General features: G+C 72.0%; 13 protein-coding genes. 10 read left to right on the forward strand and 3 right to left on the reverse strand.

Annotation, left to right across the window (positions count from 1 at the left end; translation table 11 throughout):
- Nucleotides 1-711, forward strand: a 711-nt coding sequence (locus AC1MIR_RS21640; RefSeq protein ID WP_480030259.1) for a 3-ketoacyl-ACP reductase, incomplete at its 5' end; no start/stop codon positions are given.
- Complete coding sequence (locus AC1MIR_RS21645; protein WP_480030260.1) at nt 711-1,175, forward strand: MaoC family dehydratase; 465 nt, start codon at nt 711-713, stop codon at nt 1,173-1,175. The genes AC1MIR_RS21640 and AC1MIR_RS21645, both read left to right, overlap by 1 nt.
- Before the next feature lie 4 nt (nt 1,176-1,179).
- Here the strand turns inward: AC1MIR_RS21645 and AC1MIR_RS21650 are convergent, their stop codons facing one another.
- Entirely contained in the window at nt 1,180-2,196 is a 1,017-nt protein-coding gene (locus AC1MIR_RS21650; RefSeq protein ID WP_480030261.1) for a Gfo/Idh/MocA family protein, read from the reverse strand.
- Nucleotides 2,193-2,918: an enoyl-CoA hydratase/isomerase family protein gene (locus AC1MIR_RS21655; protein WP_480030262.1), complete on the reverse strand. Its 726-nt coding sequence runs from the start codon at nt 2,916-2,918 to the stop codon at nt 2,193-2,195. The genes AC1MIR_RS21650 and AC1MIR_RS21655 overlap by 4 nt, the downstream gene beginning before the upstream one ends.
- 64 nt (nt 2,919-2,982) lie before the next feature.
- Here AC1MIR_RS21655 and AC1MIR_RS21660 point away from each other — a divergent pair, with 64 nt between their 5' ends.
- The 3 genes from AC1MIR_RS21660 to AC1MIR_RS21670 all read left to right on the forward strand — a co-directional run bounded on the left by AC1MIR_RS21660 (nt 2,983) and on the right by AC1MIR_RS21670 (nt 6,044).
- The gene (locus tag AC1MIR_RS21660; protein WP_480030263.1) at nt 2,983-4,524 is read left to right on the forward strand and encodes an acyl CoA:acetate/3-ketoacid CoA transferase; all 1,542 of its coding nucleotides are present in this window, start codon (nt 2,983-2,985) and stop codon (nt 4,522-4,524) included.
- Nucleotides 4,521-4,958 carry a MaoC family dehydratase gene (locus AC1MIR_RS21665; RefSeq protein WP_480030264.1) on the forward strand — a complete coding sequence of 146 codons (438 nt, stop codon included), beginning with the start codon at nt 4,521-4,523 and terminating at the stop codon, nt 4,956-4,958. Before AC1MIR_RS21660 ends, AC1MIR_RS21665 begins: the two co-directional genes overlap by 4 nt.
- Before the next feature lie 87 nt (nt 4,959-5,045).
- Nucleotides 5,046-6,044, forward strand: a complete 999-nt coding sequence (locus AC1MIR_RS21670) for a TRAP transporter substrate-binding protein (RefSeq protein ID WP_480030265.1) — start codon at nt 5,046-5,048, stop codon at nt 6,042-6,044.
- Here AC1MIR_RS21670 and AC1MIR_RS21675 read toward each other — a convergent pair.
- Complete coding sequence (locus AC1MIR_RS21675) at nt 6,025-6,246, reverse strand: hypothetical protein (RefSeq protein ID WP_480030266.1); 222 nt, start codon at nt 6,244-6,246, stop codon at nt 6,025-6,027. The genes AC1MIR_RS21670 and AC1MIR_RS21675 overlap by 20 nt on opposite strands.
- On the opposite strand from AC1MIR_RS21675, the gene AC1MIR_RS21680 reads away from it, so the two are divergent.
- The 5 genes from AC1MIR_RS21680 to AC1MIR_RS21700 all read left to right on the forward strand — a co-directional run.
- On the forward strand, nt 6,245-6,781 hold the full coding sequence (locus AC1MIR_RS21680; RefSeq protein ID WP_480030267.1) for a TRAP transporter small permease: 537 nt from the start codon (nt 6,245-6,247) through the stop codon (nt 6,779-6,781). The genes AC1MIR_RS21675 and AC1MIR_RS21680 overlap by 2 nt on opposite strands.
- Nucleotides 6,781-8,097: a TRAP transporter large permease gene (locus AC1MIR_RS21685; protein WP_480030268.1), complete on the forward strand. Its 1,317-nt coding sequence runs from the start codon at nt 6,781-6,783 to the stop codon at nt 8,095-8,097. Before AC1MIR_RS21680 ends, AC1MIR_RS21685 begins: the two co-directional genes overlap by 1 nt.
- A 39-nt stretch (nt 8,098-8,136) precedes the next feature.
- Nucleotides 8,137-9,900 (forward strand): ABC transporter transmembrane domain-containing protein, encoded by a 1,764-nt coding sequence (locus AC1MIR_RS21690; protein ID WP_480030269.1) that lies wholly within the window; start codon nt 8,137-8,139, stop codon nt 9,898-9,900.
- The gene (locus tag AC1MIR_RS21695; protein WP_480030270.1) at nt 9,893-10,765 is read left to right on the forward strand and encodes a LysR family transcriptional regulator; all 873 of its coding nucleotides are present in this window, start codon (nt 9,893-9,895) and stop codon (nt 10,763-10,765) included. The genes AC1MIR_RS21690 and AC1MIR_RS21695 overlap by 8 nt, the downstream gene beginning before the upstream one ends.
- A 79-nt stretch (nt 10,766-10,844) precedes the next feature.
- On the forward strand, nt 10,845-12,021 hold a 1,177-nt coding region (locus AC1MIR_RS21700), incomplete at its 3' end, for a proton-conducting transporter transmembrane domain-containing protein (protein ID WP_480030271.1).

Below are 12,021 nucleotides of genomic sequence, written 5' to 3' on the forward strand. Positions count from 1 at the left end.
GTGGGGGAGGGGGCGGGGAGGGCCTCCCCCCCCCCGGGCGGGGCCGGGGCGCTGGCGGGCGGGGCCGCGACCGCGGCCGCGGTCGCCGAACTCGGCGCCCGCTTCGGTTTCCACATCTGCGACGTATCGGACCTCGATGCGGTCGCATCGATGGTGGACTGGGCCTGGGGCGAATGGGGCGGGCTGGAGGCGCTGGTGAACAATGCCGGCGTGGGCGTGCTGCAGCGCGGCGACATCCTGGACGTCACGCCGGAATCCTGGGACCGCTGCATGGATATCAATGCGCGCGGCTCCTTCTTCGTCTCGCAGCATGTCGCGCGGCGCATGGTGACGGAGGGCGCGCCGCGGCGCGGCCATCGCGCGCTGGTCTTCATCTCCTCCGCCAATGCCGTCCTCGCCTCGCCCGACCGGGCGGAATACACGGCGAGCAAGACGGCGGTCTCGATGCTGGCGCGCTGCTTCGCGCTGCGGCTCGCCGAGGACGGCATCCCGGTGTACGACATCCGCCCAGGCGTGATCCGAACCGACATGACGGCGCCCGTCGTAGCCCGCTATTCGCAGCGCATCGCGGAGGGGCTGTCGCCGATCCGCCGCTGGGGCGAGGCGGAGGATGTCGGCGACGCGATCGCCGCGCTGGTCGGCGGCGCGATCCCCTTCTCCACCGGCGACGCCTTCCATGTGGATGGCGGCCTCCACATCCACAAGCTGTGATGCGCATTGATCCTGGCCTGCTGCGCTACGAGCAGATCGAGCCCGGTCTCGCCTTCGAGACGGGCGGCATCACCGTGACGGAAGGCCACATCACCGCCTTCGCCGGCCTGACCGGCGATTTCTACGACATCCACATGGATGACGACTATGCGCGCGCACTCGGCTATCCGGGCCGCGTCGCGCATGGGCTGCTCGGCCTGGCCCTCACGGACGGGCTGAAGAACCGCGCGAGCATCCGCTTCGCCGCCATCGTCTCGCTGAACTGGCGCTGGAGCTTCACCGGGCCGATCCTGGTCGGTGACCGCATCGCGGCGCGGATCACGGTGCTGTCCAAGCGGATGACGAAGAACCCGGCGCGCGGGATCGTCACTCTCGGCTTCGACCTCGTGAACCAGAAGGGCGACGTGGTGCAGAAGGGCGAGAACGACATGATGGTGCACAGCCTCGCCAGCGCGCCGGTGTGACGCGTCAGCGCAGCGTCACGAACCCGCCCGCCTGCGCGCTCTCCAGCACCGCCTCGATCACCTGCTGCACCGCCAGCGCGCTCGCCCCGGCGTTGGTTGGCGCGCGACCTTCCGCGATCGCGTCCAGCACTTCGAGAATCATCGCGCGATGCGGCCCGTGGTCGAAGGCCATCGGATCGGCGCCGCCGCCGCCCGCCAGGCCGCGGTCCAGCACCTCGACCGGCCTTCCCTTCGCATGCAGTTCCAGCCGTTCCGCCACCAGCGCGGCGCTGCCGCCGGTGCCGGCGATCTCGATCCGCTCGGGGAAGCCGGGCTCGGCCACCGTCGTCGCGTCCAGCACGCCGATCGCGCCATTGGCGAAGCGCAGCGCGGCGCCGACGATGTCCTCCGTGTCGATGGCGCGCAGCGGCGAGGTGCGGGCGAAGCCGGCAAGCTGCGCCACCGGTCCGGCCAGGTGCAGCAGCAGGTCGAGCGTATGGATCGCCTGGGTCAGCAGCACGCCGCCGCCGTCCCGCGCCTTCATGCCCCGCCCCGGCTGCGCGAAATAGGCCGCGTCGCGCCACCAGCGGATGGACGCGGAGCAGGAAAGCAGCGTGCCGAGTTCGCCCGCCGCGATGGCCTGCTTCAGCCGAAGTGCGCCGGGGCGAAACCGGTGCTGGAACACCACGCCGAGCGTCACGCCCGCGCGCGCGGCGACCTCCACCACCGAAGCGGCGCGCGCCGCGGTGATTTCCAGCGGCTTCTCGACGATCACATGCTTCCGCGCCGCCGCCGCTTCCTCCACCACCGGCAGATGCGCGCCGGGCGGGGTCAGCACCAGCAGCAGGTCGCTTTCCGCGATCAGCGCATCCAGCGATCCGAAGACGGGCGCATCCCACGTCGCCGCGAAGGCCTCGCGCCGCGCCGGGGACGGCGCATAGCCGCCGGAAAGCCGCGCGCGGCCCGCCGCCTCCAGGTCGCGGATCGCGAGCATGTGCGGCTGCACCGCCATGCCCAGCCCGACAATCCCGATGCGCATCATCGGCCACCCTCCCGCAGCGCCGCCAGGCACAGCACGTTCATCTCGTTCTCATAGGCCAGCCCCGCCGCCAGCGGCGCTTCCAGCGATTGCCGCACCGCGGCCTTCACCGCCTGCGTCGCAACGGGCGGCAGGGCGGCGAGCGTCCGGCACAGCGCCATCGCCGTCTCCTCCAGCGCGCCGTCCTCCACGACCTGCTCCACCAGGCGCAGCCGCAGCGCCTCCTCCGCGCCGATCTGCTCGCCGGTCAGCAGCAGCCGCATCGCCACGCCGAGCCCCGCCACGCGCGGCAGCAATTGCGAGGCACCGCCGCCGCCCACCCAGCCGCGCGTCACCTCCGGGAAGCCGATGCGCGCGCTGCGGCCGGCGATGCGGATGTCGCAAGCGAGCGCCAGCTCGAACCCGCCGCCCAGCGCCCAGCCCTTCACGGCCGCGACGACAGGCTTGCGGATGGCGCGCACCGCGCCCGGATAATCCGGCCGGTGCCGGAAGTCCCAGGCCGTCCGAAAGGCTTCGATCGCCTTGAGGTCCATCCCGGCGCAGAAGGCGCGCTCCCCCGCGCCGCGCAGCAGCACCGCGCGCACGCTGTCGTCGCCGTTGATCGCCTGGGCATGCGCGGCAAGCTCGCTCGCCATCGCATTGGTGATGGCGTTGTGCTTCGCAGGCCGGTCGAGCGTCAGCACCGCCACGCCCTCCGTCACCGCCAGCGTGACCGCCCCGTCCATCCCGTTTCCTCCGCCCGTCGCGCCGGATAGAGTAGCGCCAAGTGGCGAAGGGGAAACGGGCAGCATGCGCAGGGTGACGGCGGCACAGGTCGCCTCCCTCGTTCGGGATGGCGACACGCTGCTGATCGGCGGCTCGGGCGGCGGGCATGCGGTGCCGGATGCGCTGCTCGCGGCGCTCGGCACGCGCTTCCGCGAGAGCGGGACGCCGCGCGGCATCACCGCGCTGCATCCGGTCGGCGTTGGCGACGGCGCCAACCGCGGCCTCGGCCACCTGGCGCAGAAGGGCCTGCTGAAGCGCAACGTCGCCGGCAGCTACGTGAATTCCCCGCCTGTCGGGCAGATGGCGCTGCGCGACGAGATCGAGGCCTGGTCCCTGCCGCAGGGCGCGCTGAGCCAGTTGATGCGGGAAATGGCGGCGGGCCGGCCCGGCCTGCTGACCAAGACCGGCCTGCACACCTTCGTGGACCCCCGCCTGCAGGGCGGCCGCCAATCGCCCTCCGCGCGCGACGACCTCGTCGAGCTGGTGCAGTTCCGCGGCGAGGATTTTTTGTTCTACAAGCCCTACAGGGTGGACATCGCGTTCCTCCGCGGCACGACGGCGGACGAGGACGGCAACGTCTCGATGGAGCACGAGGCCGTCACGCTCGAGATGCTGTCGGAAGCGCAGGCGACGAAGCGCTGCGGCGGCATCGTCGCCGTGCAGGTGAAGCGCATCGCGCGCCGCGGCTCGATCCATCCCAAGATGGTCAAGATTCCGGGCATCCTGGTGGACCTCGTCGTCGTCGTGCCGGACCAGGAGCAGACCTTCGAGACGCCCTATTCCCCCGCCTATTCCGGCGAGATGCGCATCCCGCTCGAGGACATCCCCGTCCTGCCGCTGGACTCGAGAAAGATCGTCGCGCGGCGCGGCGCGCTGGAGTTGTTCCCGCGCGCGGTGTGCAACCTCGGCTCCGGCATCTTCACGGGGCTGGCGAATGTCGCCGCCGAGGAAGGCTGCCTCGACGCCGTCTGCCTCACCAACGAGCAGGGCAACATCGGCGGCGCGCCGGCCTCGGGCGGCGAAGCGGGCGCCGCGATGAACCCCGATGCACAGCTGGACCAGCCCTACCAGTTCGACTTCTACGATGGCGGCGGGCTCGACCTGGCGTTCCTCTCCTTCGCCGAGTTCGACGCGGCGGGGAATGTGAATGTCAGCCGCTTCGGCAACCGGCTGATCGGTCCGGGCGGCTTCATCAACATCAGCCAGAACGCCCAGCGCGTGATCTTCGGCGGCACGCTGACCGCCGGCGGCAAGCCGAAGGCGGTGGCGCAGGTGGAGCAGATCACCTTCTCCGGCGCCTATGCGCGCGAGCGTGGCCAGCCCGTGCTCTACGTCACGGAAGCCGCCGTGTTCCGGCTCGGCGAGGCCGGCCCCGAACTGGCGGAGATCTCGCCGGACCTGACCGTGGAGCAGGTGGTCGCGCGCATGGGTTTCCGGCCCGGCGTCGCCGCCGACCTCAAGCCGATGGATGCGCGCCTGTTCCGCGAAGCACGCATGGGCCTCGCCGCGCACATCGCCGCGAAGCCCGCCAAGGCGGCCTCCGCGCGGCTCGCGGCGCTCGCATGAAGCTCGGCATCGCACCCGGCGAGATCGCGACCTTCGAGAAGACGATCACCGAGCGCGACCTGCTGCTGACCGCCGAGATCACCGGCGACCACGACCCGCTGCATGTGGACGAGGCCTATGCGGCGCGCACCGCCTATGGGCGGCGCATCGCGCATGGCGCGCTGGTGCTCGGGCTGCTCTCCTCCACCGCGAGCGCGATCGCGCATCGCGCGATGGCCAACGGCGCGCAGGGCGTGCCCGTCTCGCTCGGCTACGACCGCGTGCGGTTCCTCAAGCCGGTCTTCATCGGCGACCGGCTGACCGCGACATACTGCGTGGAGCGGACAGACCAGGCCGCCGGCCGCACGGAAGCCGCCTGCAGCGTCGCGAACCAGGACGGCGAGGTCTGCCTGGTCGCGCGGCACATCCTGAAATGGGTTGCGGCGCCGGCGTAGCTGGGTGGTTCCCATGCCGCGGAGGCCGGGCTAGCCTGCCCGCCGGACGCCGGATGCAAACCGGCGACACGCAAGGGGAGACAGTCCATGGAACGTCGCGCTTTCCTGGGCGCCGTCGGCGCCGCAAGCGGCCTTCTCGCCGCACCCGCCGTGGTGCGCGCACAGGCACCGATCACGCTGAACGGCGCCAGCCAGTTCAATCCGGAACACGTCTTCAATCGGACGATGCAGCGCTTCCAGGACCTGGTGAAGCAATATTACGGGCGTCCGGTCAACTTCGTCATGCACAACAACAGCGCGCTGGGCCTGGAGAAGCAGTATTTCGAGTATATGTCGGCCGGCCGCGCGGTGGACTTCGCCATCGTCAGCCCCGCCCACATGTCCACCTTCAGCCGCGCCGCGCCCTATATCGACGCGCCCTTCCTGTTCCGCGACCTCGCCCACTGGAACAAGGTGCTCGACCAGGACCTGCTGAAGCCGGTGGCCGACGAGGTGGAGCGGCGCGCCCGCGTGGCGCTGATCGGCTATGCCGGCGGCGGCGTGCGCAACATCTTCGCCAACAAGTCCATCACCAACATGGCGGAGCTCCGCGGGCTGCGCATCCGCGTGCAGGGCGCGCCGATCTGGAGCCGCACCTTCCAGGCGGCCGGCATGGCGCCGCAGGTCATCGCCTATAACGAGGTCTACAACGCGATCCAGAACAACGTGATCGAGGCGGGCGAGAACGAGGCCGCGGGCGTCGAGCAGATGCGCTTCTACGAGGTCGGGCCGAACCTGATCCTGACGCAGCACGCCATCACCATCCGCCCGCTCTGCTTCTCGGTGCAGACGATGCAGCGCCTGCCGCGCGAACTGCAGGAGGCGATCCGCCGCGCCGGCAAGGAAGCCGGCACCTTCGGCCGGCAGACCGAGAGCAGCGAGGATGGGCAGAAGGTGGATGCGCTGGCCGCGGCCGGGCGCCTGCGCAAGGTGGTCTTCACCCAGCGGGCGGAGATGAACGCCGTGGTGCAGCCCGTGATGGCGGCCTATGCGAAGGAGATCGACGCAGAGGCCATCCACAACAGCATCAACGCGCTGACCGCCTGACCGGCCGGGGGGGGGGGGGGGGGGGGGCCCCCCCCCCCCCCCCCCCCCCCCCCCCCCCCCCCCCCCCCCCCCCCCCCCCCCCCCCCCCCCCCCCCCCCCCGCCCCGCGCCGCCCCCGCCCCCCCCCGGGGGGGGGGGGGGGGCGCCCCCCCCCCCCCCCCCCCCCTTCCGCCCCCTGCACACCCTCGAAGGACCCACCGCATGCCGCCACCCGGCGCGCGCGGCATCTTCCGCCGCATCACCTTCTACTACAGCCGGGTGCTGGACCTGCTGCTGGTCGCAAGCGTCGCGATCCTCATCCTGCCGGTGACGATGCAGATCTTCGCCCGCTTCGTGGAGTGGATCCCGCGCTACATCTGGACCGAGGAGCTGGCGCGCTTCCTGCTGGTCTGGATGATCATGATCGGCGCCATGATCGGCGTGCGGGAGGGCACGCACTTCATGGTGGACCTGTTCGAGAACCTGCGCGGCCGCGCCCGCGCGGCGATGAACATCCTCTCCGGCGCCTTCGTGCTGTTCTTCGGCTACGTCTTCCTGGTCTATGGCTGGGAGTTCACCGACACCGCCTGGTTCCGCATCAGCGAGCTGGCCGAGCTGCCGCTCTGGACCATCCACATCGCCTGGCCGATCGCCGGGCTGACCTGGATCCTCTTCGCCGGCGAGCGGATGTGGGACGACATCCAGGTGCTGATCCACGGCGAGGACGCCCTGGACGGGGCCGGCGAGGCGCAGCGCTGATGGGCAACGTGCTTTCCACCGGCGATGCCGCGTGGATCCTGTTCGGCATCTTCTTCACCCTGCTGGTGCTGCGCGTGCCGGTGGCGGTCGCGCTCGGCATCGCCTGCCTGCCGCCGCTCTTCATCGAGACGCGGCTCTGGCCGATGGTGCTCGTGCAGGAGACCTTCAACGCCTACAACTCCTTCATCCTGCTCGCGGTGCCCTTCTTCCTGCTGGCCGCCAACCTGATGACGGCCGGCGGCATCACGGACCAGCTCGTGCGCCTGGCGCGATCCATGGTCGGGCATTTGCCGGGCGGCCTCGCGCAGATCAACGTCGTGCTTTCGGTGTTCTTCGCCGGCATCTCCGGCAGTTCCACCGCCGATGCCGCCAGCCAGGGCAAGCTCTTCATCGAGGCGCAGATCAAGGAAGGCTACGCGCCGAGCTTCTCGGTCGCGATCACCGCCGTCTCCTCGGTGCTGGCGGTGGTCATCCCGCCCTCGATCCTGATGGTGGTCTGGGGCGGCGTGCTCACCACCTCGATCGGCGCGCTGTTCCTTGCGGGCATCCTGCCCGGCCTGATGCTGGCCGGGGTGCAGATGGCGACCGTGCATGTCTATGCGAAGGCGCGGCGCTACCCGACCTATCCGAAGGCGAGCTGGGGCGACCTGGCGAGCGCCCTGCTCGTCTCGATTCCCGCGCTGATGACGCCCTTCATCATCATCGGCGGCAAGGTCTTCGGCTGGTTCACGCCCACCGAGGCCGCCTGCATCGCGGTGCTCTACGCGCTGGCGCTGTCCTTCCTGGTGTACCGCCAGCTCGACATGAAGGGGCTGTTCCGCGCCTTCAGCGACACCGGGCGCTTCGCGGCCGTCACGCTGTTCTGCGTCGGCACGGCCAGCGCCTTCGGCTGGCTGCTCGCCTTCTACAAGATCCCGGAGGCGCTGCTGGCCGGCGTCTCGCACTGGGACATGGGGCCGATCGCGGCCGGCTTCTTCGTCGCCGGCGTCTTCCTGGTGGTCGGCTGCTTCCTCGATGCCATCCCGGCCATCATCATCGTCGGCACCATCCTGCAGCCGATCACCGCCGATGCCGGCATGCACCCCGTGCATTTCGCCATGATCTCCATCGTGTCCCTGGCCTTCGGGCTGGTGACGCCGCCCTACGGCCTCTGCCTGCTGATATGCTGCTCCATCGCCAAGCTGCGGCTGGTGGACGTGCTGAAGGACGTGGCGATCATGCTGCTGCCGATGCTGGGGGTGCTGACGCTGCTGATCCTCTGGCCCGACATGGCGCTGCTGATCCCGAGCCTGCTGGAGCCCGACTTCCTGAAGTAGCCCGTTGCGGCGGCGCGCCGGCGCCGCCACCTTGGCGGGGTGACCGCCCTTCCCCCGTCCCGTGCGCCGGTCCTGGCGCTCCGGCTGCTGCTGCCGCATCTGCGTCCCTACCTGCCCCGCGCGCTCGGCGCCGGGGCGGCGCTGCTGGTCGCGGCGCTGCTGACGCTGGCGCTCGGCCAGGGACTCAAGGCGCTGATCGACACCGGGCTCGGGCCGGGCAGCGCGGCGGGGCTGAATGCCGCGGCCGGGCTGATGGCGGCGATCGTCGCCGCACTCGGGGTGGCCACGGCCGCGCGCTACTACCTGGTGTCCTGGCTCGGGGAGCGCGTCGCCGCCGACATCCGCCGGCGCGTGTACGACCATGTCGTCGGCCTCAGCCCGTCCTTCTTCGAGACGGCGCGGACCGGCGACATCCTCTCGCGCATGACCGCCGATGTCGCGCTGCTGCAGTCGCTGGTCGGCTCGGCCATCTCCATGGGCCTGCGCAACGCCGTCACCGGCACCGGCGCGCTCGTGATGATGGCGGCCACCTCGCTGAAGCTTGCCGGGATCGTCGCGCTGGTGCTGCCGGTTGTGATCGCGCCGCTCGTCCTCTTCGGGCGACGGGAGCGCCGACTGTCCCGCGTCGCGCAGGAACGCATCGCGGACCTCGCCGCGCGCGCGGAGGAAACGCTGAACGGCCTGCGCACCGTGCAGGCCTTCGCCCAGGAGGATGCGGAGCGCGCGCGCTTCGCCGAGGGCACGGAGGCCTCGGTCGGCGCCGCGCTGCGCCGCATCGCCTCCCGCGCATCGCTGATCCTCGCGGTGATCCTGCTGGGCTTCGGTGCGATCACCTTCGCGCTCTGGGTGGGCGGGCAGGATGTGGTGGCGGGGCGGATGAGCGGCGGCGACCTCGCCGCCTTCGTCTTCTACGCCGTGCTGGCGGCCAGCGCCGGCGCCACCGTCAGCGAGCTCTGGGGCGAGATCCAGCGCGCGGGCGCCGCGGCCGACCGCCTGATGGAACTGCTTGCCGTGCAGCCGGACATCGCCGCCCCCGCCGCGCCCGCGTCCTTGCCGCAGCCGCCGCAGGGCCGCGTCGCGTTGGAGCGGGTGCGCTTCGCCTATCCCTCGCGCCCCGGCCAGTGGGCGCTGGACGATGTCTCGCTTGCGGTGGAGCCCGGCGAGACGGTGGCGCTGGTGGGGCCTTCGGGGGCCGGGAAAACGAGCCTCTTCCAGCTCCTGCTCCGCTTCTACGACCCGCAATCGGGCCGCGTGACGGTGGATGGCGTGGACGTCACGACGCTCGATCCCGCTTCGCTGCGCGCGCGCATCGGCCTGGTGCCGCAGGAGCCGCTGATCTTCGGCGCGACGGCCGCGGACAATATCCGCTACGGCCGGCCCGGCGCGACGGATGCCGAGGTGCGCGACGCCGCCGAGGCGGCATCCGCCGCCGGCTTCATCGCGGCGCTGCCGCAGGGCTTCGCGACCCATCTCGGCGCGCGCGGCGTGACGCTCTCGGGCGGGCAACGCCAGCGCATCGCCATCGCCCGCGCCATCCTCAAGGACGCGCCGATCCTGCTGCTGGACGAGGCGACGAGCGCGCTCGACGCGGAGAGCGAGCAGGCGGTGCAGCAGGCGCTGGAACGCCTCTCCCGCGGGCGCACCACGCTGGTCGTCGCGCATCGCCTGGCCACGGTGCGCCGCGCCGACCGCATCCTGGTGCTGGAGCAGGGGCGCATCGTCGCCGCCGGCACGCATGAGGCGCTGGTGCGCGACGGCGGGCTCTATGCCCGCCTCGCCGCGCTGCAATTCGCCGATGCCTGAGCTCGACACCGCCCTGCTCCGCGCCTTCGTGGCGCTGGCCGAGACGCGGAGCTTCTCGCGCACGGCGGAGCGGGTGGGCCGGTCGCAATCCGCCGTCTCGATGCAGATCCGCCGGCTCGAGGAGATCCTGGGCTGCGCGCTGTTCCGGCGCGACAAGCGCAACGTGGACATCACCGCGGAAGGCGAGGCGCTGCTCGGCGATGCGCGGCGCATCCTGGCGCTGTCGGACGGCATGGTCGCGCGCATCCGCGCGCCGGAGATCGCCGGCGAGATCCGCTTCGCCAGCCCCGAGGATTTCGCCACGCAATACCTGCCCGAGATCCTGGCGGCCTTCGCGGCGCGGCATCCGCAGGTGCATCTGCACGTCACCTGCGACCTGACGCTCAAGCTGGTGGAATCGCTCGGCCGCGGGGAGCAGGACCTGATCGTGGTGAAGCAGGATCCGGCCGAGCCCTATGCCGGCGGCCGTCCGCTCTGGCGGGAGCGCCCGGTCTTCGTCGGGCGCGGACGCAGCGGGCCCGAGCTTGCCGATGGACGCCTGCCGCTGGTCCTCTCCCCGGCACCCTGCGTCTATCGCCGGCGCGCGGTGACCGCGCTGGATGCCGCCGGGCTGCCCTGGGACATCGCCTATACCAGCCCCTCCTTCGCCGGCACGGTCGCGGCGGTCAGGGCTGGGCTCGGCGTCACCGTGCTGCCGCGCACCATGGTGCCGGAGGGGCTGGTGGCGCTGGAGGGCGGACAGGGCTGGCCCGCCTTGCCGGAGGTGGAGATCGCCCTGCTCGCCGCGCCGCGCGCCGCGCCGGCCACCGCCGCCCTCGAGGCCTTCATCGAGGAGCGGGTTCCGACTTATCGGCAAAACCGATAAGACCCATACGAAAAATTCGCTTCCCGCATTTCGCTGGCTGGCCCACTTCCCCGCCGCACTTCCAACGGACCGGGGACGCATGCCGCGCCTTCTCACTTCCGCGATGTGGTCGGGCTTCGGCCTGTTCCTGCTGCTGCTGGCGCTGCGCCCCGGGGCGGAGCCGCTGGACTTCGGCCCGCTGCGGCTCGATTCGCTGGCGCTGTTCCTCGGCGCGGCGGTCTGCCTGGTGAGCGCGGCGGTGCATCAGTTCGCGCTGCGCCACATGCAGGGCGATGCGGCCTATGACGCCTTCTTCCTGCGGCTCTCGGCGCTGACCGCGCTGGTGCTGCTGCTGCTGGCCGCCGATTCGGTGCTGCTGTTCGCCGGCGCCTGGGCGGCGGTGGGCTGGCTCCTGGCCGACGCCATCGGGCATGTGCGGTCCTGGCCGCAGGCCGCCGCCGCGGCGGCGCTGGCGCGGGGCTGGTTCCTGCGCGGTGCGGCGGCGCTGGTGGTCGGCCTTGCGCTGCTGGCCGCCGCGACCGGCAGCCTTTCCATCGCCGGGATCGTCGCCGCCGCCGGCAGCGCCAGCCCGCTCCTGGTCGGCCTCGGCTGCGCGGCGCTCGGCTTGGCGGCGGCGATCCAGTGCGGCCTGTTCCCCTTCCACCGCTGGCTGATGTCCTCGATGACCGCGCCGACGCCGGTCTCGGCCTTCATGCATGCGGGCCTGGTCAATGCCGGCGGCATCCTCATCGCCCGCTTCGCGCCGGCCTTCGATACCGCGGCCTGGGTCCTGCTGCTGGTCTTCGCCGCCGGCGCCGCCAGCGCGCTGTTCGGCCAGCTCGCCGCGCTGGTGCAGGCGGATGTGAAGCGCGGCCTGGCGGCCTCCACCACGGCGCAGATGGGCTTCATGCTGATGCAGTGCGGCCTCGGCTTCCATGCCGCGGCAATGACGCATCTGGTGCTGCACGGGCTCTACAAGGCGAGCCTCTTCCTCGGCGCCGGGTCGGGTCTTGCCGCCGCGCGCCGGCCGGGCAGCACCGGGACACCGGGTGTCGCCGCCATCGGCCCGGCGCTGCTTGCCGCGCTCCTCGGCGGCGCCGGTTTCGCACTGGCCTCCGGCAAGCTCGGCGCCGATACCGGCGCGCTGCTGGTGCTGTTCGCGGCGCTGGCCGCCGCGCCGGCCCGCCTCGCCCCCGCGGACGCCGCGCCGCCGGTGCGCTGGGTCGCGGCGCCGCGGCGGCTCGGCCTCGGCGGCCGGCGCGATGGCGCGCGGCGGC

It is taken from the genome of Falsiroseomonas sp. RANM36, from assembly GCF_056682175.1.

What these genes read in the sequence shown, in the direction of transcription:
- AC1MIR_RS21670 (WP_480030265.1), top strand. Translation starts at nt 5,046, where the DNA reads ATGGAACGTCGCGCTTTCCTGGGCGCCGTCGGCGCCGCAAGCGGCCTT.
- AC1MIR_RS21685 (WP_480030268.1), top strand. Translation starts at nt 6,781, where the DNA reads ATGGGCAACGTGCTTTCCACCGGCGATGCCGCGTGGATCCTGTTCGGC.
- AC1MIR_RS21680 (WP_480030267.1), top strand. Translation starts at nt 6,245, where the DNA reads ATGCCGCCACCCGGCGCGCGCGGCATCTTCCGCCGCATCACCTTCTAC.
- AC1MIR_RS21665 (WP_480030264.1), top strand. Translation starts at nt 4,521, where the DNA reads ATGAAGCTCGGCATCGCACCCGGCGAGATCGCGACCTTCGAGAAGACG.
- AC1MIR_RS21655 (WP_480030262.1), bottom strand. Translation starts at nt 2,918, where the DNA reads ATGGACGGGGCGGTCACGCTGGCGGTGACGGAGGGCGTGGCGGTGCTG.
- AC1MIR_RS21695 (WP_480030270.1), top strand. Translation starts at nt 9,893, where the DNA reads ATGCCTGAGCTCGACACCGCCCTGCTCCGCGCCTTCGTGGCGCTGGCC.
- AC1MIR_RS21675 (WP_480030266.1), bottom strand. Translation starts at nt 6,246, where the DNA reads ATGCGGTGGGTCCTTCGAGGGTGTGCAGGGGGCGGAAGGGGGGGGGGG.
- AC1MIR_RS21660 (WP_480030263.1), top strand. Translation starts at nt 2,983, where the DNA reads ATGCGCAGGGTGACGGCGGCACAGGTCGCCTCCCTCGTTCGGGATGGC.
- AC1MIR_RS21650 (WP_480030261.1), bottom strand. Translation starts at nt 2,196, where the DNA reads ATGATGCGCATCGGGATTGTCGGGCTGGGCATGGCGGTGCAGCCGCAC.
- AC1MIR_RS21645 (WP_480030260.1), top strand. Translation starts at nt 711, where the DNA reads ATGCGCATTGATCCTGGCCTGCTGCGCTACGAGCAGATCGAGCCCGGT.